The organism is Aeromonas sp. 55A (genome assembly GCF_051919665.1).
GTDB lineage: Bacteria > Pseudomonadota > Gammaproteobacteria > Enterobacterales > Aeromonadaceae > Aeromonas > Aeromonas veronii.
The window spans coordinates 480900-502452 of record NZ_JBQBEH010000008.1 but is presented as its reverse complement, the minus strand read 5'-3'; the positions used below and the strand labels follow the sequence as shown (position 1 = coordinate 502452).

The window sequence follows — 21553 nt, the reverse complement described above, 5'->3', positions numbered from 1 at the left end:
CCATGATGAAAAAGTCACTCTTGCTGCTGGCCGCCCTGATGCTGGGCGGGTGTGCCACTCATTGGCCGGAGACGGCGCTGCTCAATCCGCAGGTGATCCCCGCCAACCAGCAATACTACTCTGGCAATCGCATCACCATGGAAGGGGTAGACAAGCGTGAGGCTGCCTACGTCTTCTCTATCAAACATAAAGAGAAAGCCCCCGTCCTGGTCAACAGTGAGCGTCCGCTCAACCTGCTGATGGCCGAGCGGCTGGCCGAAGGGCTGCGCAGCCAGGGTCTCGAAGTGGGCAACAGTGGCACCACCAACCTGACGCTGGTGATCTCCAACGCCGCAGTCAATGTGGAAGAGAAGACCTTTACCTATGTCACCAAATCCCGCGTCAGCCTGCAGGTGATCGCCGATTTCCAGGGCAACCGTCTGACCAAGCAGTTCAACATGTCCTCCAGCAAGGAGAGCCCGAGCGAGCCAAGCATGGCCGACCTGGAGTCTACACTGAACCTGCAACTGGGTAGCGTGCTGCAGCAGATCATGGCGGATGATGCGCTGCGCGGTTACCTTAAAGGTCAACCGAACGGCGCAGGGGTCTGATGATGAAAAAACTCTGGTTGCTGGCCATGCTGATCGCCCCGCTGGCGTTCGCAGGCCCGAAAGTCAGAATGGAGACCAACCACGGCAATATCGTGGTGGAGCTGGCGTCCAAGCAGGCGCCCCAGACGGTGAAGAACTTCCTGCGCTACGTGGCTGATGGCAGCTATGACGGCAGCATCTTCCACCGGGTGATCCAGGATTTCGTGGTGCAGGGTGGGGGCTACAACCAGCAGTTCCAGCAACTGCCGACTTATGAGCCTGTGGTCAACGAGTCGCGCGGCGGTCTGCCCAACAAGCGTGGCTCCATCGCTATGGCTCGCACCCAGGCGGTCGACAGCGCTACTCGCCAGTTTTACTTCAATCTGGTCGACAACAATAACCTCAACGCCGGTGGCTCTGCGGGTTATACCGTGTTCGGTCAGGTGGTGCAGGGGATGGAGGTGCTGGACAAGCTGGCTCAGGTACAGACCGGTTACAGCCCCATTCTGCGTGCCAACGATGTGCCGACCAGTCCCATCATTCTGAAGAAGGTGGTCTTGCTGGCAGAAACTCCGGCAGACAAGAAAGTCGACAAGAAAGCGGGCAAGTAATCCTCACTGGACGCGGTTCGTCACCTCGCCTCGTCAGGTCACGATACAAGGCTCATCCCGTTCGGGATGGGTCTTTTCTCTATCCGGGCTTCTTTTGCCTATCTCTTTGCTTGCCTTGGCTATCTGCCATCAACCTGCCAAAATGACGCACTTTTCCAAAGTCGTCAGGTAGTTGAACATGATCCGCAAACCAAGCTGGAGAGAGTCCCTCGCCGTCTATCTCGAATTTCGGGTGTTTATTCTCTTTGCCATGGGTTTTTCATCGGGTCTGCCGCTGCTGCTGGTGTTCGGTACCCTCTCATTCTGGTTGCGCGAGGCCGATGTCAGCCTGACCGATATCGGCTATATGAGCTGGGTGGCGCTCGCCTATGGCTTTAAATGGCTGTGGTCGCCGCTGGTGGATCGCATGCCGCTGCCGTTGCTCTCCACGCTGCTGGGGCGTCGCCGCAGCTGGATGTTCTTCTCCCAGTTGCTGATTGCCGCCGCGCTGGTCGGCATGGCGTTCTGCGATCCCAAGACCGAGCTGGCCCAGCTGGCGATGTTTGCCCTGCTGGTGGCCTTTGCCTCGGCGACTCAGGATATCGTTATCGACGCCTATCGCATCGAATCTGCTCCCGAGCGGCTACAGGCGGCGATGGCGGCCTCCTACATGACCGGTTACCGATTGGCGATGATCATGGCGGGCGCCGGTGCGCTGGCGCTGGCAGCCTGGTTTGGCAGCAATAGTGGCTATGACTATCGTGGCTGGCAGATTACCTATCTGGTGATGGCGGGTCTGATGTCACTCGGGGTCATCACCACGCTGTTTTGCCACGAGCCGGATATCGATCTGGCCGAGCAGGGCAAACAACAGGCCGAACGCAAGGCGCAGCTCCTGGAAAAAGGGTGGCCTGCGCTGCTGGCGAGTGCGGGGGCCTGGGGCTATGAGGCGGTCTGGTGTCCGTTTGCTGACTTCTTTCGTCGCTATGGCAGCTCGGCGCTGCTGATCCTGGCTCTGATCGCCTGCTATCGGGTTGCCGATGTGGTGATGGGGGTGATGTCCAACAGCTTCTATGTGGATATGCAGTTCAGCAAGACCGAGGTTGCCACCATTACCAAGGTGTTTGGCGTCATCATGACGCTGGTGGGCGCTGCGCTGGGGGGCGTGCTGGTGATGCGCTTCGGCACGCTGCGCATCCTGTTCTTGGGGGCGCTGCTCACCGCCAGCACCAACCTGTTGTTTGCCTTGCTCAATCAGGTTGGTCACAACCTGGAACTGCTGACGCTGATTATCTCGCTGGATAACCTCAGTGCCGGTATCGCTACCGCAGCCTTCGTGACCTATCTCTCCAGCCTGACCAATGTGGCATTTTCGGCCACTCAGTACGCCCTGTTCAGCTCGGTAATGTTGCTGCTACCCAAGTTGCTGGCCGGTTTTTCCGGACAGGTTGTGGAGCAGATTGGCTACAGTGCCTTCTTTGTCGGCACCAGTTTATTGGGCTTGCCCGTGTTGTTGTTGATTGTGCTTGTCGCCAGAAAAGGGAGTGAGTTGCTCTCAACGGCTGACAAATAGCAAGCGTTTGCGTAGAATCGGGGGTGATTAGATTCACACTTCCGGATAAAGTTCCCGAGAAGTTGTTTCACCCCCAATTTTATTTGATTAGAATCCCTCTCGCTCCTTGTGGGCAGGCTACGGAAAACCTCAACTAACGCACAAGAGACCAATAAAATGGCCAAATTTACCAAGACTCTGATCGCTGCCGGTCTGCTGGCTGCCGCCGCTACCCCGGCCTTTGCTGCTGACTACAGCGGCGACATCCACAAGAACGATTACAAGTGGATGCAGTTCAACGTAATGCACACCATCGACCAGCGTCCGATTTTTACCGAAGATGGCAACTACAACGATACCTATTTTGAGATGGAGTTCGGCGGTCGTTCCGGCATCTTTGATCTGTATGGCTATGTTGACGTCTTCGATATCTTTGATTCCAAGCACAGCGATAAGCACAAGCAAGAAAACCTGTTCATCAAGTTCGCGCCGCGCATGTCTCTGGATGCACTGACCGGTAAAGATCTCTCCTTTGGTCCTGTGCAGGAAATGTACGTTTCCACCCTGTTCAACATTGGCGGTGTTGAAGGCCTGAACGAATCTTTGGTTGGTCTGGGTGCTGATGTTATGGTGCCTTGGTTCGGCAAAATGGGTATGAACCTGTATGCTCGCCACGCTAACGAATCCTTCGATGCGGGTGCAGAAGGTTGGGATGGCTATCAGTTCTCGATGAACTGGTTCAAGCCGTTCTATACCTTCTCCAATGGCAGCTTCGTCTCCTACCAAGGCTATCTGGATTACACCTTCGGCATGGATGAGTATGCGGCTGATCGCTCTAGCGATGGTCTGGGTACCTTCCACGGCATCTACTGGCACTCCGATCGTTACGCTGTTGGTTACGGTCTGAAGTACTTCAAAGATGTCTACGGTATCAAAGACGGTGTATACGGTGACTCAACTGGTTTCGGTCACTACTTCTCTGTTACCTACAAGTTCTAATCAAACTTGAGGTACAAAAAACCGGAGCCTTGGCTCCGGTTTTTTATTTTCGCGCTTATGCGTGACGCGCTCGGTAGCGGCGCCACGCAACAGCATTATTTAGTCGCGGAAATTCTGGAACTGCATCGGCTGACCCAGCTCGGCGCCACGGACCAGTGCCATGGTCTCTTGCAGATCGTCACGCTTCTTGCCGGTGACACGTACTTCATCACCCTGGATGGCGACCTGTACCTTGATCTTGGAGTCCTTGATCAGCTTGACCAGCTTCTTGGCGATCTCTTTCTCGATCCCCTGCTTGAACTTGACGGTCAGGTGGAAGCGCTTGCCGGAGTGAACGGAATCGCCTACTTCCATGGAGCTGTTCTCGATATTGCGTTTGAGCAGGGCACCGCGCAGGATTTCGACCATCTGCTTGAGCTGGAAATCGGCATCGGCTTCCAGTTTTACCTCTTCCTTGTTCAACTCGAAGCTGGCTTCTACCCCACGAAAATCGAAACGGGTGGCCAGTTCACGATTGGCGTTGTCGACTGCGTTCAACACCTCGTTCATTTTGACTTCTGAGACAATATCGAATGACGGCATAGCCGGAGCTCCTCATGTTGCGTTATCGGGGGGCAAATCTACCAGAAAACGGGCAAATTTGCTGATTTTGATGGGGCTGCTCTGCTAGAATCCCCTGCGCACAGGATAGGTGGACCCGTTAGTGTCCATCAGCGACATCTTCATTTATCCCCGGTAACAGGTTGAGAGGATTGCAACCCTTACCCTGACAGAGTCACACCATGCCAAGCGGATTAAAACATTCCCGACAACCTGCAACTGCTCAGTGGTCCATCTTGGGTTGCGGCGCCCTCGGCGGCGTTTTTGCCTCCCTGTTGACCCTGAGCGGTCAATCTACCCGTGTCTTGTTGCGTGAACACCACAAGTCTACGCTCCATCCAGGGATCGATTTCACCTCGCTGGAGGGGCATGTTCAACTGCTCAATATCGAGCGCGAATTTGTCAGCAAGCCTGGCAAGATCCAGCGTCTGCTGGTGATGACCAAGGCCAGTCAGGTGATTGCCGCATTGGCGCCGCTGGTGGGCAAGCTGGATGCCGGCGTGCCGATCGTGCTGCTGCACAACGGGATGGGGATTGCCGAGCAGGTGGTCGAGATGTTCCCGCACAACCCGGTAATTGCCGGTGTCACCAGCCATGGTGCCATGCAGTGCGGCCATTTTGTCTTCCGTCATACTGGCAAGGGCGAAACCTGGCTCGGCCCGATCAACGATGCCGCCAAGGCCCATGCCGCTCTGGCGGATGAGTTGGCGCAGGCCCTCGGTCAGGCCGGTTGGGACGAGCAGATATTGGCGCGCCAGTGGCAAAAGCTGACCATTAACTGCGCCATCAACCCGCTGACTGCGTTGCACAAGCTGAAAAATGGCGAGCTGGCTGGCCCCCGTTTTGCCGATGCCCTGCAGCAGATCTGTGTGGAAGTGGCGGATGTGATGTGTGCCGAAGGGATGCCTACCACGGCAGAAGAGCTGCTGCGCCGGGTGATGACAGTGGTGGAACTGACTGCGGACAATTACTCCTCCATGTATCAGGATATGGAGCTGGGACGAGAGACCGAGATTGAGGCCATTACCGGTTTCCTGTTGGCCAAGGCTGCCCGACATGGCATCGCCGTACCGGTCAATCAGGGTCTCTATCAGGCGATCAAAGAGAAGAGTCAGGTCGCCTGACTGATTACATGACAGAGCAAGCAGCAAGGAGGCAGGAATGAGGGTATTGGTGCTGGTGGCCCCTGGGTCGGAAGAGATAGAGACGGTCGCCATTGTCGATACCCTGGTGCGCGCCAGCATCGAGGTGGTGCTGGCCTCTTGTTGCCCTGCTGGATCCCGGCAGGTGAAAGCATCGCGCGGGGTACAGCTGGTGGCCGATTGTCATATCGACGAGCTGATAAGTCGGGAGTTTGAAGCCATCGTGGTGCCTGGCGGTCTGCCCGGCAGCGAAGTGATCCGCGATACCCCGCTGGCCATCGATTTGCTCAAAGAGCAGGCGGTTCTTGGTCGCTGGCGCGCTGCCATCTGCGCCGCCCCTGTGGTGGTGTTGCAACATCACGCTCTACTGGGTGATGCCATCGTCACCTGTCATCCCGGCTTTCAGTCCCAACTGTCAACATCGCAACTGTCACATGAGCGGGTAGTCAGGGATGAGGCTCATCGCCTGATTACCAGTCAGGGGCCGGGCAGTGCCATCGAGTTTGCCCTTGAACTGGTCCGGGTGCTGCGTGGGGATGAGGTGGCTGCCACTGTTGCTGGCACTATGGTGCTGCCTTGAGCGCACTCTGCTGCAGAATCAATCTGGCCATGCTTTGAAAAACGGGCCCCGAGCGTTTTGATCGGGGCCCGTTTGTTATCTGCCGTTGTCGGTCACGCCATCTTGTCCGGCTCAGTAGTCGTACTGTGAGCACTGTTTTTTGTTGTACTCAGTTTTCCAGCGTGCCAATTCTTGCTCTGTGCCGAGTGTGTCCCCTTTCTTGATGGCCTGTTCCAGTATCTCAATCCGGTCGTACAGCCAGCGGCACTCTGCCGTCGGGTTGTTCTTGCCGATGCCGGTCAACGGCAGCAAACAGAGTCCCAGCCAAAGATATTTCATCCCGAACGCTCCTTGTCATTGTGGTAGTAAAGGTCTCCTTGGAGTCTACTATTTTAGCCGCAACGAGAGAGATAGAGCTGCGGTTATCCTTGGGGTAAGATGGTGCCATGTCTGTTTATTTATACAGTGGTATGCGCAAAATCATCCATATCGACATGGACTGCTTTTTTGCCGCGGTGGAGATGCGGGACAATCCGGCGTTGCGGGAGGTGCCGCTTGCCATCGGTGGGTCCTCCGAGCGGCGCGGCGTCATCTCGACCTGCAACTATGTGGCGCGCCGGTTCGGGGTGCGCTCCGCCATGCCGAGCGCGCTGGCGAAAAAACTCTGCCCGCCGCTGGTACTGATCCCTGGGCGAATGGCGGTGTACAAGGATATCTCCCGTCAGCTCAGGGCCATTTTCCTGCGCTATACCGATCAGGTTGAACCGCTGTCGCTGGATGAGGCTTACCTCGACGTGACCCACAGTCGCTGTTGTGGCGGCAGCGCCACCCTGATGGCGCAAGAGATCCGGCAAGCCATCGTCTCCGAACTGGGATTGACCGCCTCGGCCGGAGTGGCCCCCAACAAGTTTCTCGCCAAGCTCGCCTCGGAGCAGCGCAAGCCTGATGGTCTGTTTGTCATTCGTCCCGACGAAGTGGCCGAATTTGTCTGCCAGTTGCCACTTGGCAAACTGCCCGGGGTGGGGCGCAAGACTGCCGAGCGGCTGGAGGCTCAGGGGCTTTACACCTGTGAGGATGCGCGGGCCTTGTCGGCACAAGAGCTGTGCAGCCGTTTTGGCAAGCTGGGGGAGATGCTGACGACCCGGATCTGGGGGCTGGATGAACAGCCGGTGCAGGCGCACCGGATCCGCAAAACCATCGGGGTGGAGACCACTTTGGCGAGCGATGTTTGTGACGAAGCCGCCTGCCTGACGGTATTGCAGCAACTGCTGCCGGAGCTGGAGCGGCGATTTCAGCTGGCGTGCCATGCCGAGCAGGTGATGGGGCAGGGGATCAAGCTCAAGTTTGCCGATTTCCACCAGACCACCGTCTATCGCAGTCAGGGTGGCTATCAGCCAGCCTTGTTTGTTCCCCTGCTCAAAGAGGGGCTACAGCGGGCGCAAGGGCGTTCGGTTCGCCTGCTGGGCTTGGTGGTGGGTTTGCCAAAAGAGGGTGAAGTTAATCAACTCTCGCTGGATTTGCTGTGAGAGAGTTAAGTTTTTGTTTATAAAGTCGATAATCTATCCATATCTGTATGACGTAGGAATATTGGCATGAGCGCTCTTTCTGTCCAGGGTCGGATTACCCTGATCGCCGGTTGCTGTCTGTTGGTGACAGCCGCCGCTCTGGTTGCCTCTTCGATTTACAACGCGAACAAGATGCAGCAGCAGGTGCGGCAAGCCACCATGCACGAGGCGCAGCAGTCTGCCGAGAACTGGATGAAGGCGATGGGCTCGGAGCAGGCGGCCAAGGTGACCAGCTATCTCGATGAGGCCTATTTCCGCGCCAGTTTGCTGGCGGAGAGCGTGTTGTTCCAGCGCAAGAATGCGGCTGAGAACTTTGTCCATTCGGAGGCGCTGCGCAGCGCCGTCAATCAGCAACTGCACGATGCCGTTGCCTCATCGACCAATCTGCTTGGTGTCTATGCGGTGTTCGAGCCTGACCAGCTGGATGGGGAAGACAGCAACTATCAGGGCTCCACGGCACTGGGTTCCAACGACAAGGGGCGTTTTTCCAGTTACTGGGCATACGACAACGGCAAGATAGAGCCGGAAGTGCAGAATGAGGATGTACTGGCCGATGAGAGCCCGACCGAGGCTGGTGGAATCGAAAACGAGTGGTATCGCTGCAGTATTCGCACCCGTTCCCTCTGCCTGCTGGAGCCCTATCTGGACGATGTGGGCGATAAACAGATATTGATGACCTCGGTGACGGTCCCGCTGCTGGAGCAGGAGACCTTGCTGGGGATGGTCGGGGTTGATATCTCGCTGGCCACTTTGCAGAGTCTGGTCAGTACCATGGACAAGGAGCTCTATGACGGCAAGGGCAGAATATTGCTGGTCAGTCACGAGGGGCGCGTGGCGGGAGCCGATGAGTTCGATGTGACCATGGGGCGCGGGCTGGATCAGAAGTATCAGGGGCTGGCCAGCGAGCTGAAAGGCTGGCTCAGTCAGGGTCAGGAGTTGACTCGCTGGAGCAGCGACGGCGCCCTGTTGCAGACCTTTGTCCCGGTATCCATGCGTGGCACCGACCGTAAATGGGGCATCTACATCGAATTGCCACGGGCCGTAGTACTGGCTTCGGCCCAGCAACTGCAAGATGAGTTGGCCAGTGAAGCCAATCGCAGCGTGGTCTCGCAGCTGTCAATCGGGGTGCTGATCTCGCTGGTGGCCCTGAGTTTTATCTGGTTGATGGCGCGCCAGATCGTGGCGCCCATCCGCGCTGTGGTTGCCCGCCTCAAGGATATCGCCAGCGGCGAGGGGGATTTGACCCAGCGTATCGAGATCCTGCGGCAAGACGAGATCGGCGAGTTGGCCAAGTGGTTCAACAGCTTCCTCAACAAGTTGCAATCCACCATCAGTCAGGTGATTGATACCGTCTCCGGTACGCGCAACAGTGCCGAGCGAGCCGCGCAGGTGGCCGAGCGCACCAGCAGCGGCATGCAGGCCCAGTATCAGGAGATCGATCTGGTGGCGACGGCATTTGAAGAGCTGAGCGCTACGGCGTTGCAGGTCTCCGGTAATGCCGGCTCGGCGGTGGCGGCTGCCAACACCACTGATGCCGCGGCGCAAGAGGGCAAGTATGTCGTTGCCGACACCCAGGAGGCGATGCGCAAGCTGATGACCATCATCAACGATGCCCAGCCGGTGGTGGAACGGCTCTCCGCCAACAGCGACAACATCAATGACATCCTCATTGTGATCCAGGGAATTGCCGAGCAGACCAACTTGCTGGCGCTGAATGCGGCTATTGAAGCGGCGCGGGCCGGTGAGCAGGGCCGTGGCTTTGCCGTGGTGGCCGATGAGGTGCGCAATCTGGCGGGTCGCACCCAGAATGCCATCGTCGAGATCCAAACCCTGATCAGCCAACTGCAATCCGGTACCGGCGCCGTGGTCAAGGCGATTCGCGATGGTCATGGACAGGCTGACGAGACCCTCGCCAAGGTGGATCTCTCGGTGCAGGTGCTGGAGCAGATTATCCAGTCGGTCTCCACCATCCATCAGATGAACGAGCAGATTGCCCGGGCGGCACAGGAGCAGAGCCGGGTGGCGGACGAGATCAACCGCAACGTCAGCAACATTCGCGATGTGAGCCACACCATTCGGGCCGAGGCGGCGACCTCCGCCGAAAATGGTCGCGAGCTCTCTGCGCTGGCGGACAAGCAGCAGCAGCTGGTGGGGCAGTTCAAGGTATAGAAGGGATGAAAAAAGGCGCCATCCAGCTGGAGGCGCCAAACACATTCAGATGACAGACTGGGTCAAACCGGTGAGATTTGAGCCCCTCTTCCCGCAGAGGAAGAAACACAACACCACAATCGCAGTCGAAAGACTCACTAAAAACACATGTAAACCAACACGTAGTAGAAAATGTGAGCCATATGACGACTGATTGCTGGGCGAATTATGTTTATTCACTGGTCGACCCGCAACCGACAAATTATAATGCGCCCCATTAGAAAAACTCATCGTCGGCTGGTGTCATGTCTCGTCGTTTACCCCCGCTCAATGCCCTCAAGGCCTTTGAAGCAGCGGCTCGTCACTTAAGCTTTACCCGCGCAGCAGAAGAGTTGTTTGTGACTCAGGCTGCCATCAGTCACCAGATCAAGGCGCTGGAGGAGTATCTTGGCATCAAGCTGTTCCGCCGCAAAAACCGCTCCTTGTTGCTGACCGAAGAGGGGCAGGGCTATTTCCTGGATATCAAGGACATCTTTGCCTCCATCTCTGAGGCGACCGACAAGCTGCTGGCCCGCAGTGCCAAGGGGGCGTTGACTGTCAGTTTGCAGCCGAGTTTCGCCATCCAGTGGCTGGTGCCGCGGTTGGTCAAGTTCAGCGAGCGCCACCCCGATATCGACGTGCGGATCAAGGCGGTCGATCTCGACGAAGGGTCGCTCACCGACGATGTGGATGTGGCCATCTACTACGGCCGCGGCAACTGGCCGGGTCTGCGCTCGGACAAGCTGCATACCGAATACCTGATCCCGGTCTGTTCCCCCTTGCTGCTGACCGGGCCCAAGCCACTGCGTACGCCGCAAGATTTGACTCTTCATACCCTGCTGCACGATACCTCCCGCCGCGACTGGAAGGCCTGGTTCCGCCAGCTCGATATCGATGCCCCCAACGTTAATCAGGGGCCCATCTTCAGCCACTCCACCATGGTGATCCAGGCGGCGATCCACGGCCAGGGGGTGGCGCTTGGCCACAGCGTGCTGGCACAACCCGAGATTGAGGCCGGCCGCCTTATCTGCCCGTTCGAGCAGGTGCTGGTGAGCAAGAATGCTTTCTATCTGGTGTGCCAGGAACAACAGTCGGATCAGGGCAAGATCGTTGCCTTCCGCGACTGGATGCTGGAGCTGGTGGAGCAGGAAGAGGCGCGTCGCAGGGCAAGGCTCGCCGATGCCTGATGTGATCCGCGAGGGGGCAATTGATGCCCCCGTTCGCATTTTGCTGGCCCACGGGGCAGGCGCGGGGATGGATCACCCCTTTCTTGCCGAGTTGTCATGTCTGCTGGCCGGGCCGGATATCGAAGTGGTGCGCTTCAACTTTCCCTACATGACAAGGCGTGCACAGGATGGCAAGCGCCGCCCGCCTGACAGGGCGCCTGTGCTGCTCGCCCATTGGCACGACATGATCCGCGAGTTTGCCCATCCACGACTGTTTCTGGCGGGCAAGTCGATGGGCGGGCGGATGGCGGCGGAACTCTATCGTGAAGGCGAGGGTGAGATGAATGCTGCAGGATTGCTCATTCTCGGGTATCCTTTCCACCCTCCGGCCAAGCCCGACAGCTGGCGAGGCGAGGTACTCAAGCATATTGCAGTGCCAACCCTGCTGTTGCAGGGGGAGCGCGATACCTTCGGTAGTCGCGCCGAACTGTCCGATTTTCCCTTCTCACCCGCCGTATCGGTCCATTGGTTGACCGATGGTGATCATGGTTTCAAACCGCGTAAAACCAGTGGCGTGAGTGAGCAGGAGAATATGCAGCATGCAGCGGCGGCCATCAGCCATTTTGTGGCCCGGCACGGATAGCACGATAGGGTTGGTTTTATTGCCAGCGGTGATGAGAGAGGGAGAGTGAGGATGCAGATCCATCGACATTGGCTGATACTAGCCGGTCTCTTCGGGTTGACTGCCACCATGCTGGGGGCTTATGGCGCCCATGGATTGGCGGCGACCGGCATTACGCCCGAGCGTCTGGCGGCGTTCAATACCGCCGTGCAATATCAGTTTTTTCACGCATTGGCCCTGCTGGTTCTGGGCTGGTGTGGTGTGCGCAGCAAGGTGATCCACCTGGCTGGCACCGCTTTTGTGCTGGGGATCATCGGATTTTCCGGCAGTATTTACGCCATGGTGCTGCTTGGCAGCAAGGGGCTGGGGTTGATTACCCCGGCCGGTGGCCTCTGTTTTATGTTGGGATGGACGGCCCTGATCTGGGCCGGCTGTCGTCTTGGAGGAAAAAATGAATAATCTGCTGCTTTATTGCCGCCCCGGTTTTGAGAAAGAGGCGGCTGCAGAGATCACCGAGCGTGCCGGTAACATGCAGTGCTACGGTTTCGCCCGGGTCAAGGACGACAGCGGTTATGTGATCTTCGAACTGTATGACGAGGAGCAGGCGGACCTGCTGGCTCGCAAGCTGCCATTCCGGGAGCTCATCTTCATCCGTCAGATGCTGGTGGTCACCCATGAGCTGAAGGATCTGGATGTCGCGGACAGGATCTCCCCCATCCTTGAGGCGGTGAGTGACTACACCATTTGCGGCGATCTGCGGGTCGAAACCGCGGACACCAACGAAGCGAAAGAGCTGTCGGCCTTCTGCCGCAAGTTCACCGTGCCGCTGCGTCAGGCGCTGCGCAGCAACGAGATCCTGACCAAGAAGGAAACGCCAAACCGTCCGGTGTTCCACGCCTTCTTCATGGCCAATGATCACGTGTTGCTGGGCTACTCCTATTCGTTCAACAACTCAGGATTCCACATGGGGATCCCGCGCTTGCGCTTCCCGGCCGATGCGCCGAGCCGCTCCAGCCTCAAGCTGGAGGAGGCGTTTTACGTGTTCGTGCCGCGGGAAGAGTGGGATGTGCGTCTCTGCTCCGGCATGAAGGCGGTGGATCTGGGTGCTTGCCCGGGCGGCTGGACCTATCAGCTGGTGCGCCGTGGCATGATGGTGACGGCGGTCGACAACGGCATGATGGCCCAATCCCTGATGGATACCGGTCAGGTCAAGCATATCCGGGATGACGGTTTCGTCTGGCGTCCGAGCAAGAAGAACACCTACTGGCTGGTGTGCGACATGGTCGATAAACCGGCGCGGGTCGTTCACATGATTGCAGACTGGTTCCGTGAGGGCGACTGCCAGGAGGCGATGTTCAACCTCAAGCTGCCGATGAAGAAGCGTTATGCCGAGTCGGTGCACAATATCGAGGTATTGCGCGAGATGCTCAAGGAGATCGACAACGCGTTCGTGATCCAGGCCAAGCAGCTCTATCACGATCGAGAAGAGATCACCGTGCATGTTTACAACAAGTACTGGGTCTCCAAACTCGAGCCCAAGGCGTGATGTAGCAGTTCTGCCCGTACGATAAATACCAAGGCCGACAGGGAAACCTGTCGGCCTTTTGCTATTCGGTTGCCGGAAAATATCAGAAACGGTAATCGAGGCGCAGGGAGGATTCGTCGTCGGTCACCTTGATCTCTATCTGCAGCGGGATGGTTTTGTCGACCGGATTGAATTGCATCTTTATCCCGTCTCCTCTCAGCCTGAGGGCGGTGTTCATTCCGCCAGCCTTGAACTTGACCTTGGGTCTGAAGCGTTCGACCGACAGACTGACGCTCTTTTCCGGGGTCAGATTGAGCTGCGGGTAGGAGGTGATCTTTTGATTGCCAAAGTTGTCGGTGGAGACTTCAATACCAAACGACAGGGGTTTGGGTGCCTTGAGCAGGTCGTTGGTATTCAGGCTCGAGCGCCATACCTCGGTGGCAGTCCGTTTTTCCTGCTGTGGCAGTTTGGCGGTTTGGGTCTGTTGATCCTGCTCGAAAGCACTTGCAGTACCACACACCAGCAGCAGGCCCGACACCAGATAGCACCCGTATCCCTTCATGAAAAACACTCCCTGTTCTTCTTCTCTATTGAACATAGTTGCTGTTCGGGGAGTGGCAAAGGATTCGGAAATATAAAAAAGGGAGCCGAAGCTCCCTTTTAAAATCAATGAATTAACTCACAGGCGATCGATGATGGCCTGGGTGAATTCGCTGGTGGAAGCCGTGCCGCCCAGATCACGGGTGACCCGATCACCGGATTCGATGGTAGCTCGTACTGCCTCGCGGATCCGCTCTGCTTTATCCTGCATGCCGAGGTACTCCAGCATTTGAATGGAGGCGAGGATCACCGAGGTCGGGTTGGCAATGTTCTTGCCTGCGATGTCGGGGGCAGAGCCATGGACCGCTTCGAAGATGGCCGCGCCATCGCCAATGTTGGCGCCGGGCGCCATGCCAAGGCCGCCAACCAGACCGGCGCAAAGATCCGAGAGGATGTCGCCGAACAGGTTGGTGGTGACCATGACATCGAAACGCTCCGGGTACATCACCAGATTCATGCAGGCGGCATCGACGATCATCTCTTCGCTCTGGATATCCGGATAGTGGCTGGCGATTTCACGGGCTACTTCGAGGAACAGGCCGGAGGTTGACTTGAGGATGTTCGCCTTGTGGATGATGGTGACCTTCTTGCGCCCTTCCTGACGAGCCAGCTCGAAGGCAAACTTGACGATGCGCTCGGCCCCTTCGCGGGTGATGATGCTCATCGCCTCGGCACTCTTGTTGTCATCACTGCGCTTCTGACCTGCACCCGAGTACATCCCTTCGGTGTTTTCACGCACCGTGATGATATCGATGTTGTCGTAACGGCTTCTGGTGCCCTTGAAGGAGATGACCGGACGCACGTTGGCGTAGAGGTTGAACTTCTTGCGCAGGGAGACGTTGATGGAGGTAAAACCGCCGCCGACCGGTGTGGTCAATGGCCCTTTCAGGCTCACCTTGTTCTTCTCAATCAGATCCAGGGTAGCCTGGGGCAGCAGCTCGCCATGCTTCTCGAGGGCAACCAGACCCGCATCAGCGTATTCGTACTCAAAGTCACAGCCCGCATGGGTCAGGATCTGGATGGCTGATTCAATGATGCTGGGGCCGATGCCGTCGCCGGGGATCACGGTAATTTTTCTTTTGGACATGAGAGGGTTCCACTTCCAGGGTATAGGGGAGGATGGGGCTGCTTTATAGCATTTACTCAGCAAACCAACCACATTCCTTTACATTCTACTCACTTTTATCAACAGCGAGGGTGAGTCTCGTCATGGTTCACGCCCTTGCCTGCATTTTTGTTCGGCACTTCAGTCTGGCTGGGGCGGGTAGCGGATGTCCCGCAGGTTGAATCCCAGCGGAATATCCCGCTGCAAGCGCACCAGCCGCTGGGCCAGCAGGGCCTCATCCTGATGCTGGCGCAGCTTGAGCAGTGGCTTGGCTGCGTCCTCTTGCTGACAGGCTTCGAGCATGGCTGCCAGATTGCTATATTGCTGCAACAGTTGGGTGGCGGTCTTGGGGCCGATCCCCGGAACCCCCTTGATATTGGAACCGCTGATACCGGTCAGGGCCCAGAAGTCGACCAGCTGAGCAGGGGCTACCCCATATTGCTGCTGGACGAAGGCGGCATCCAGCCAGCGCTTGTTGAAGTAGTCGCGCACCCGGATCTGCGGGCAGATCAGTTGGCAAAAACCCTTGTCGGTGGAGATGATGGTCGCCTGATGGCCGTGGCTGGCGATGCCGCTGGCGAGGGTGGCGATAAGGTCATCCGCTTCATCGGTCTCGGAGAGCAGGGCATCGACCCCGCACTCCCAAAAGGCATCCTGCAGGGTCGCCAGCCCTTCACGCAGTTCGGGGGGCATGGGGGTTCGCCCCTCCTTGTAGGCCGGATAGACCTCCTTGCGCCAGCTATGCACTTCGCCATCAAACACGGCAATGACATGGGTCGGCTCGCTATTGGCCAGCAGCTTGCGGCAGGTATTGATAAGGTTGGCTCGGGTGGCGACCAGCGCCTGGGCAGGGGTCAGTGCCTGCTGGGCCTGTACCGCGTGCAGACGGCGAATGAGGTTGAGGGCATCGATGATGAGCAGGTGTGGCCGGATAGTTGACATGGGGCACTCTTGGCGGTCGGGACGCCTCATTGTAACAAACCGCTCGCCTTATGGGGGATTGATGGCGGTCGGGAAGGCATAGCGCCAATAAAGAGGGGCGCCTATGCGCCCCTCTGTCGATGATGTATCTGTACCTTAGCGGACGATTTCGTAGCAGGGCACATATTGGCTGCCCGGCAGCTTCATCCGCTGTTGCTTGACGAAGCTCTCCAGCAGCTTGTCCATCAGGTGCATCAGCTCCTTGTCGCCGTGCAACTTGAAGGGGCCTTTCTTCTCGATGGCGCGAATGCCCCCTTCCTTGACGTTGCCGGCGACGATGCCGGAGAAGGCACGACGCAGGTTGGCGGCCAGCAACTGGGGCGGCTGGTTGCGGTGCAGATCCAGACTGGCCATGCTGGCGTGATCCGGTTCGAAGGGGAGCTGGAACTCCGGCTCAATCTTGAGGGACCAGTTGAAGGAGTAGGCATCACCGACCGATTTGCGGTATTCGCGGATTTTTGGCATCGCCTCTTTCATCACCCGGGCCACTTCCGGTGCATCGCCGACAATGATCCGGTAGAGTTTGGTCGCAGGTTCACCGAGGGTCGCCTTGATGAAGTCGTCGATGGCTCGGAAGTAGTCGGCACTCTCTTTCGGGCCGGTCAGGATGATGGGCATCGGCTGCCGCTCGTTGGCCGGGTGCATCATGATGCCGAGCAGATAGAGCAGCTCTTCGGCGGTGCCGACCCCGCCCGGGAAGATGATGATGCCATGGCCGAGGCGTACGAAGGCTTCCAGCCGTTTCTCGATATCCGGCAGGATCACCAGCTCGTTGACGATGGGGTTGGGCGGTTCGGCCGCGATAATGGAGGGCTCGGTCAGGCCGATGTAGCGCCCGTTGCGTACCCGCTGTTTGGCATGGCCGACGGCGGCCCCTTTCATCGGGCCCTCCATGGCACCCGGGCCACAGCCGGTACAGATGTTCAGCTCACGCAAGCCTAGTTCGCTGCCCACGGCGCGGGTGTACTGGTACTCGATCTCGTTGATGGAGTGGCCACCCCAGCAGACGATCAGGTTGGGATCGGCGCCGGGCAGGATCACCTTGGCGTTGCGCAGAATGGCGAACACCACGTTGGAGATATGAGTGGAGTTGGTCAGATTGACCTGGCGGTTGGACTCGAGCTGATTGGAGACATAGAGAATGTCGCGCAGCACCGAGAAGAGGTGCTCCTGAATGCCGCGAATGATCTCGCCATCGACAAAGGCGTGCTCGGGGGCATTGAACAGTTCCAGCTTGACCCCGCGCTCGCGCCGGATCACATGAATATCGAACGATTTGAAGCGCTCCAGGATCTCCTTGGAGCTGTCGGTATGGCTACCGGAATTGAGCACTGCCAGCGAGCAGTTGCGAAACAGTTGATAGATATCGCTGGAGGCAGTCTGCTTGAGGCGATCCACCTCAAGCTGTGACAGCAAATCCATGCTGCCAACGGGATTGATGTGCGTAATCATAGGTTCCCCTTTACTCACTTGTTATCGTTGTGTTTTTCCCTGGGGAGAAAAGGGGATGCTATGTTGCATCCCCTGAGATCGATAGTAGTGGTAACAGAGGGTGGAGGGAAATAGGGCGACGACTGTTCGCTGTTTTTTTAGCCGCTTGTCAGGCCAGTGTCACTTGATCCCGGCCGGTGTGCTTGGAGTGGTAGAGCGCCTTGTCCGCCCGTTCAAACACATCGGACGGGTTGTCCCCATCCTTGAACAGGGTTGCGCCGATGGAGATGGTGATCTCCACCTTGGCATCGCGAAAACGGAACGGGATGCTCTTGATGGTCTGGCGCAGGGTTTCCAGCGGCTTCTGGAACTTGTCCGGGTTAATGTTGGGCAGCAACACCACGAACTCTTCCCCACCAAAACGGGCGATGAAGTCGGTGTCACGCAGCGCGCTTTGCAGCGCCTTGGCGACCACTTTCAACGCCTTGTCACCCGCCATATGGCCGTAGTTGTCATTGATGTTCTTGAAGTGATCGATGTCGATGATCGCCATGCAGAGCGGAGTGCGGTAACGAAGCCAACGTTTGTACTCCTGCTCCAGCCGTTCATCGAGGGCGGCCCGGTTGTGTACCTGGGTCAGGCTGTCGAGGAACAGCTTGTGTTTTTGAATGGTCAGCCGCTTCTTGTACTCGGCGGTCTCCTCCTTCATCAAGCGCAGCTTGGACTCCATGGTGGAGAGGCGGGTGAGCAGGTGACGCTCTCGCGCCGCCGTACTGTCACGCTCTTGCAGCAGCAGGTTGATGGCGCCCATATGGCCGGAGATGGCGCGCTTGAGCGCATCGATGGAGTTATGGCTGGCCAGGGAGTGATCGATCGCCTGCAATTCGTTGACCAGCGCCTCGCGGGTCTCTCGGGTTTCGTTTTGCAGCGCACGCCCCTCATCGAGGGATTCGGTAAACCCGACATGTACTGCAGAGAGGCTCTCGTTGAGGGAGCTGAGGAAGGCGCGGGAGGCTTTGCGCTCCTCACGGGTGCCTTCGATGATGAGCTCGATCACCTGCAGGCAGGTTTCCGCCAGCAGGGCAGGGTTGAGCCCGATCAGCAGCTGGCGGCGAATGTCGCTCAGGCTCTCGCCGATGGCGCCGGCAAAGTCGAGTTCGGTGATAAGCCGCTGCAGCTCATCGGCGATGCGCGCGTGATCCTTTAGATCAAACGGGTCTACATCGGGCTGGCCATCGTTGCTGGCAGTATCGCTTTCTTGTTGAGTTGCACCTGAAGGTGCCAACAGGGGTTGGCTTGGCAGCAGCTGGATCTTGATCGCCTGCTGGTAGAACTCCAGCAGCTTGATCACCTTCTTCTGGTGATCGGCAATGCCGTAACCGGCGGGACTTGCCAGAAATTCCTTGAGGGACTTGCGGGTCTCTTCCGGGAAGCCCTTGATGGTTTTCAGCTGTTTGGAACCAAGATCGATGGCAGTTTGAGTCAGGGTGATCGACTCTTCCAGCGCATTGCTGTGCTGCTGCAGCAATTTTTCAATGGCCAGCAGGTCGGCGTCCAGCGAGGTAAATGCGGGATTGTTATCCAGTTTCTGCTTGAGCTTGGCGAAGCGATTGTCCAGCTCGCGGTCGAAGCCACGGCAGGAGAGCATCAACTTGTTGATAAACTGGATGCCGCGAGCACGCTCTGCATCGGAAAACGACAGCACGCCATCGAGTTCCAGCTGTTTCTGCTGAAGGGATTCCCTGAGTCTTGCCAATTGTCCTGCTACGGCAGCGATGTCATTCATTATCAGGTCGCCCTGTTGTCATTATTGTTTTTGGTGTTGGATAGCAACAGTGGTCGAACTTGGTTTCGATCCTCGCCTGTTATCTACATTATTTCCTGGTGGTTATCGGCTGCCGGCTTCCTTGCAAGGCTGGGCCAATTAACCCATTGCTTTTCATGAGAAGAATTGACTTTTACCAGTCCCTTGTCAATTGCCATCAGGCCGCATTGCCACACATCTCCATTAAAAAATGCCGCTTGTTGGCAATCGATCGCCGCGAGCTCCAACCAGGCGTTTTGCTGGCATTTTTCACTGAGCTGAATGGCTCCCGACAGGGCGAGATAGCAGAGGTCAAACAGGCCATTGTGATCGAGCGCGGTCGCCGCTTTCGGCAGGAAGGGGTGACTGACAATCCCGAGGCTGATCTGGCGATCCAGCGGATAGCTGCAAGGGAAGGCGGCGATGGCAGTCAGCAGGTCTCCCGCCAGTTGATGCAGGTTGGTGACGTGGCGCTGTGGCACCACATAGAGCATGTGTCCTTCACGCAAGTCATAGATACGGCCATCTTGCGGGGTCAGGGTGTCCATATAGGCACCGAAGGCCTGTTCGATTTCTCTGCTGGCCTGATAGCCGTGGCGCTCCAGCGTGTTGACCAGGAAAGGCACACGGAACAGCAGATAGTGCAGCTTGTCATCGAACTCGCTGGAGGGCTGTTCACTGAGGTACCAGCGATCCGATTTCAGCTGGCGCTTTGCCATCTCCCGCGGCCAGCGGTTCATCAGCCGCTGCCAGTTGGCCAGCCCCGAGCGTGGCTCGATCAGCAGGGCCTCATTGGTCCGTTTCAGTTGCAGGCGGGCAGTACGCAGCTTGAGCCAGAGGGTGAAGAAGAGGTAGATAAAGAGCGCCAGCAGCAGGCTGGTGGTGATGCTCGACCAGAGATAGCGCTCCTGCTGGTGCTGGCTGTTGTTAAGTCGCTGCTCCAGCTCCTTGATATGTTGCACCCGCTCGACCTGGACATAGTTGTCGCGGATCGCCGCCTGCTCCATGGCTTGCTCCTGCTGGCGCACCTCCTCGCCAAGACGGTGGAAGCGCTTGTAGCTGTCGAGTGCCTGACGCAGATACCCCTTCTGCTCGTAGGCCAGCGACAACAGGCGGAATACCTCGTACTGACGGCGAGTATCGCCGAGCTGATTGGCCAGCGCGCGTGCGTTCTCCAACTGCAGGATGGCGATGGCGGCCTCCTGCTTCTTCAGATAGAGCTCGCCGAGCAGCAACAGGGTATCGATCAGCGGCTCTTTGGCATCGCTCAGTTCGTGAGACTGACGGGCCGCATTGAGGTAGTTGCTGGCCAGCGAGAGGTTGCCGCTTTGCAGGTAGGTTTTGCCGATTTCGTATTTGAGCAGGGAGGCTTGTGGTCGGTTGCTCCCCTCATCGAGCAGATCCAGCGCATTGAAGAAGTAGACCAGCGCCATATTGAGGTCGCCCTGCTCGCGGTTGAGTCGCGCCAGCACCATCAGGGAGTCGCACAGCAGGGAGGGGTTGCCGATGGAGTGGAAGTAGTTGGCCGCCTCATTGGCATACTGCAGCGCTTTCTGGGGCTCTTGTTCCTGCTGGTAGAGTTTCACTATCTGGTTCGACAGCAGGCCGAGAAAGAGCGGGTCGTTGAGGCTTTTGGCCTGTTGCTGGGCATCAATATATTCCCCCAGCGCCAGTTGCGGCTGCTGCAGCGCGCGATAAAGGTCGCCGCTGATGGCGCTGACCCAGGCACTGGCGAGGGGATTAGGGGTCTTGGCGGCCCAGATCCGCGCATCTGCCAAGTGGGCCTTGGCATCATCGAAGTGCTGGTTCTCGATGTCGTAGCTGGTGCGTTGCAGGCGGCCATAAATCTGGAGCTGGCTCTGCTTGAGAGTGGGGACGGCCAGCTGCTCGTCCAGTTGATCCATCAGGGCGCGGCTGGTGCTCTGGTTATCCGGTTTGAGGGCCTGACTGCGGATCTTGAGATAGAGGCCGTGGGCCTTGAGTTCCGGTTGCCGCTCTTTGTCTGCCAGCGCCATCGCCTTGTCGAGCGCTTGCTGGGTGGCCTGATATTGGCCCAGTTGCAGCAGACACTCCCCTTTGAGCAGATGGGCGCCGATGGTCTGGGCTGCCGTGCTGTAACTCAGGATGGGTTCGCGATAACCGAACTCCTGGCGATTGCTGATGATTTGCTGGGGATTATTGGCTGCGCGCGTCAGGAAGGCGGTGGTGATCTGGACGCATCTGGCAGGATCGGTCAGTACCATCGATTGCGCTTGTTGCAGATCGATAGAGAGTTGCTCCTTGTCCAGATCCAGATTCGGAGCTGACAGGGAGGACATCATCATGGCCAGAAAAAACAGTTGATTCATTGGATTAAGGACGGCGCAGAGGTGTTGGCATGTTATCCAAGCCCCCCCCTGCGAGTCCAGTGTTTACTGTGGTTTGCTGGTGGCCGGCAAGTGGGTTTCGTCTGGATTTTATTATCCAGCCCCCTTATCACAGCTGCGTAAAGCATCGATCGAAACCTTTTTGCCAGTCATGGAGGGCAGTGCGACTGCCCTATCTGTCGCAACTCGA

Annotated in this window: 20 protein-coding genes; 12 read left to right on the top strand and 8 right to left on the bottom strand. The window is 57.7% G+C overall.

All coding sequences use genetic code 11. From position 1 onward, the window contains the following. The first annotated feature begins 5 nt into the window (after window positions 1–5). The 4 genes from ACTG2G_RS06180 (at window position 6) to ACTG2G_RS06165 (ending at window position 3710) form a co-directional block, all read left to right on the top strand. The gene (locus tag ACTG2G_RS06180; RefSeq protein WP_005349692.1) at window positions 6–590 is read left to right on the top strand and encodes a YajG family lipoprotein; all 585 of its coding nucleotides are present in this window, start codon (window positions 6–8) and stop codon (window positions 588–590) included. A 2-nt stretch (window positions 591–592) separates the two neighbouring features. After that, on the top strand, window positions 593–1180 hold the full coding sequence (locus ACTG2G_RS06175) for a peptidylprolyl isomerase (RefSeq protein ID WP_042053243.1): 588 nt from the start codon (window positions 593–595) through the stop codon (window positions 1178–1180). A gap of 172 nt (window positions 1181–1352) precedes the next feature. Beyond that, on the top strand, window positions 1353–2732 hold the full coding sequence (locus ACTG2G_RS06170; protein WP_041202292.1) for an AmpG family muropeptide MFS transporter: 1380 nt from the start codon (window positions 1353–1355) through the stop codon (window positions 2730–2732). A gap of 156 nt (window positions 2733–2888) precedes the next feature. Then, window positions 2889–3710 carry a nucleoside-specific channel-forming Tsx family protein gene (locus tag ACTG2G_RS06165; RefSeq protein ID WP_439985291.1) on the top strand — a complete coding sequence of 274 codons (822 nt, stop codon included), beginning with the start codon at window positions 2889–2891 and terminating at the stop codon, window positions 3708–3710. Between the two features lie 99 nt (window positions 3711–3809). Here the strand turns inward: ACTG2G_RS06165 and ACTG2G_RS06160 are convergent, their stop codons facing one another. Beyond that, window positions 3810–4292: a YajQ family cyclic di-GMP-binding protein gene (locus ACTG2G_RS06160; RefSeq protein WP_005338634.1), complete on the bottom strand. Its 483-nt coding sequence runs from the start codon at window positions 4290–4292 to the stop codon at window positions 3810–3812. Window positions 4293–4492: 200 nt separating this feature from the next. Here ACTG2G_RS06160 and ACTG2G_RS06155 point away from each other — a divergent pair, with 200 nt between their 5' ends. Both ACTG2G_RS06155 and ACTG2G_RS06150 read left to right on the top strand, forming a co-directional pair. Continuing rightward, window positions 4493–5434, top strand: coding sequence for a ketopantoate reductase family protein (locus ACTG2G_RS06155; protein WP_439985290.1), 942 nt, complete (start codon window positions 4493–4495; stop codon window positions 5432–5434). A 37-nt stretch (window positions 5435–5471) separates the two neighbouring features. Next, complete coding sequence (locus tag ACTG2G_RS06150; RefSeq protein WP_439985289.1) at window positions 5472–6032, top strand: DJ-1 family glyoxalase III; 561 nt, start codon at window positions 5472–5474, stop codon at window positions 6030–6032. A gap of 111 nt (window positions 6033–6143) precedes the next feature. Here the strand turns inward: ACTG2G_RS06150 and ACTG2G_RS06145 are convergent, their stop codons facing one another. Continuing rightward, window positions 6144–6350: a hypothetical protein gene (locus ACTG2G_RS06145; RefSeq protein ID WP_076495539.1), complete on the bottom strand. Its 207-nt coding sequence runs from the start codon at window positions 6348–6350 to the stop codon at window positions 6144–6146. A 131-nt stretch (window positions 6351–6481) separates the two neighbouring features. Between ACTG2G_RS06145 and dinB the strand changes: the two genes are divergently transcribed. From dinB to rlmM, 6 genes are all read left to right on the top strand, one after another. Next, entirely contained in the window at window positions 6482–7537 is a 1056-nt protein-coding gene (dinB, locus tag ACTG2G_RS06140; protein ID WP_439985890.1) for a DNA polymerase IV, read from the top strand. A 66-nt stretch (window positions 7538–7603) separates the two neighbouring features. After that, window positions 7604–9745 (top strand): methyl-accepting chemotaxis protein, encoded by a 2142-nt coding sequence (locus ACTG2G_RS06135; RefSeq protein WP_157161260.1) that lies wholly within the window; start codon window positions 7604–7606, stop codon window positions 9743–9745. 284 nt (window positions 9746–10029) lie between these two features. Further along, the gene (locus ACTG2G_RS06130; RefSeq protein WP_005338622.1) at window positions 10030–10950 is read left to right on the top strand and encodes a transcriptional regulator GcvA; all 921 of its coding nucleotides are present in this window, start codon (window positions 10030–10032) and stop codon (window positions 10948–10950) included. Next, the gene (locus ACTG2G_RS06125; RefSeq protein WP_439985288.1) at window positions 10943–11572 is read left to right on the top strand and encodes an alpha/beta family hydrolase; all 630 of its coding nucleotides are present in this window, start codon (window positions 10943–10945) and stop codon (window positions 11570–11572) included. Before ACTG2G_RS06130 ends, ACTG2G_RS06125 begins: the two co-directional genes overlap by 8 nt. Before the next feature lie 51 nt (window positions 11573–11623). Continuing rightward, window positions 11624–12010, top strand: coding sequence for a DUF423 domain-containing protein (locus tag ACTG2G_RS06120; protein WP_075115000.1), 387 nt, complete (start codon window positions 11624–11626; stop codon window positions 12008–12010). Beyond that, window positions 12003–13097 (top strand): 23S rRNA (cytidine(2498)-2'-O)-methyltransferase RlmM, encoded by a 1095-nt coding sequence (rlmM, locus tag ACTG2G_RS06115; protein WP_005338617.1) that lies wholly within the window; start codon window positions 12003–12005, stop codon window positions 13095–13097. The genes ACTG2G_RS06120 and rlmM overlap by 8 nt, the downstream gene beginning before the upstream one ends. Before the next feature lie 82 nt (window positions 13098–13179). Here rlmM and ACTG2G_RS06110 read toward each other — a convergent pair whose 3' ends face one another. The 6 genes from ACTG2G_RS06110 to ACTG2G_RS06085 form a co-directional block, all read right to left on the bottom strand. Continuing rightward, the gene (locus tag ACTG2G_RS06110; RefSeq protein ID WP_005358627.1) at window positions 13180–13638 is read right to left on the bottom strand and encodes a hypothetical protein; all 459 of its coding nucleotides are present in this window, start codon (window positions 13636–13638) and stop codon (window positions 13180–13182) included. A 117-nt stretch (window positions 13639–13755) separates the two neighbouring features. After that, entirely contained in the window at window positions 13756–14763 is a 1008-nt protein-coding gene (locus tag ACTG2G_RS06105; RefSeq protein ID WP_005349723.1) for an isocitrate dehydrogenase, read from the bottom strand. A 159-nt stretch (window positions 14764–14922) separates the two neighbouring features. After that, complete coding sequence (xni, locus tag ACTG2G_RS06100; RefSeq protein WP_362784574.1) at window positions 14923–15723, bottom strand: flap endonuclease Xni; 801 nt, start codon at window positions 15721–15723, stop codon at window positions 14923–14925. Between the two features lie 135 nt (window positions 15724–15858). After that, window positions 15859–17214 carry a nucleotide 5'-monophosphate nucleosidase PpnN gene (ppnN, locus tag ACTG2G_RS06095; RefSeq protein WP_005338611.1) on the bottom strand — a complete coding sequence of 452 codons (1356 nt, stop codon included), beginning with the start codon at window positions 17212–17214 and terminating at the stop codon, window positions 15859–15861. A 148-nt stretch (window positions 17215–17362) separates the two neighbouring features. Beyond that, window positions 17363–18979, bottom strand: a complete 1617-nt coding sequence (locus ACTG2G_RS06090; protein ID WP_439985287.1) for a diguanylate cyclase — start codon at window positions 18977–18979, stop codon at window positions 17363–17365. Between the two features lie 83 nt (window positions 18980–19062). Further along, window positions 19063–21345 (bottom strand): tetratricopeptide repeat protein, encoded by a 2283-nt coding sequence (locus tag ACTG2G_RS06085; RefSeq protein ID WP_157161254.1) that lies wholly within the window; start codon window positions 21343–21345, stop codon window positions 19063–19065. Window positions 21346–21553 lie beyond the last annotated feature (208 nt).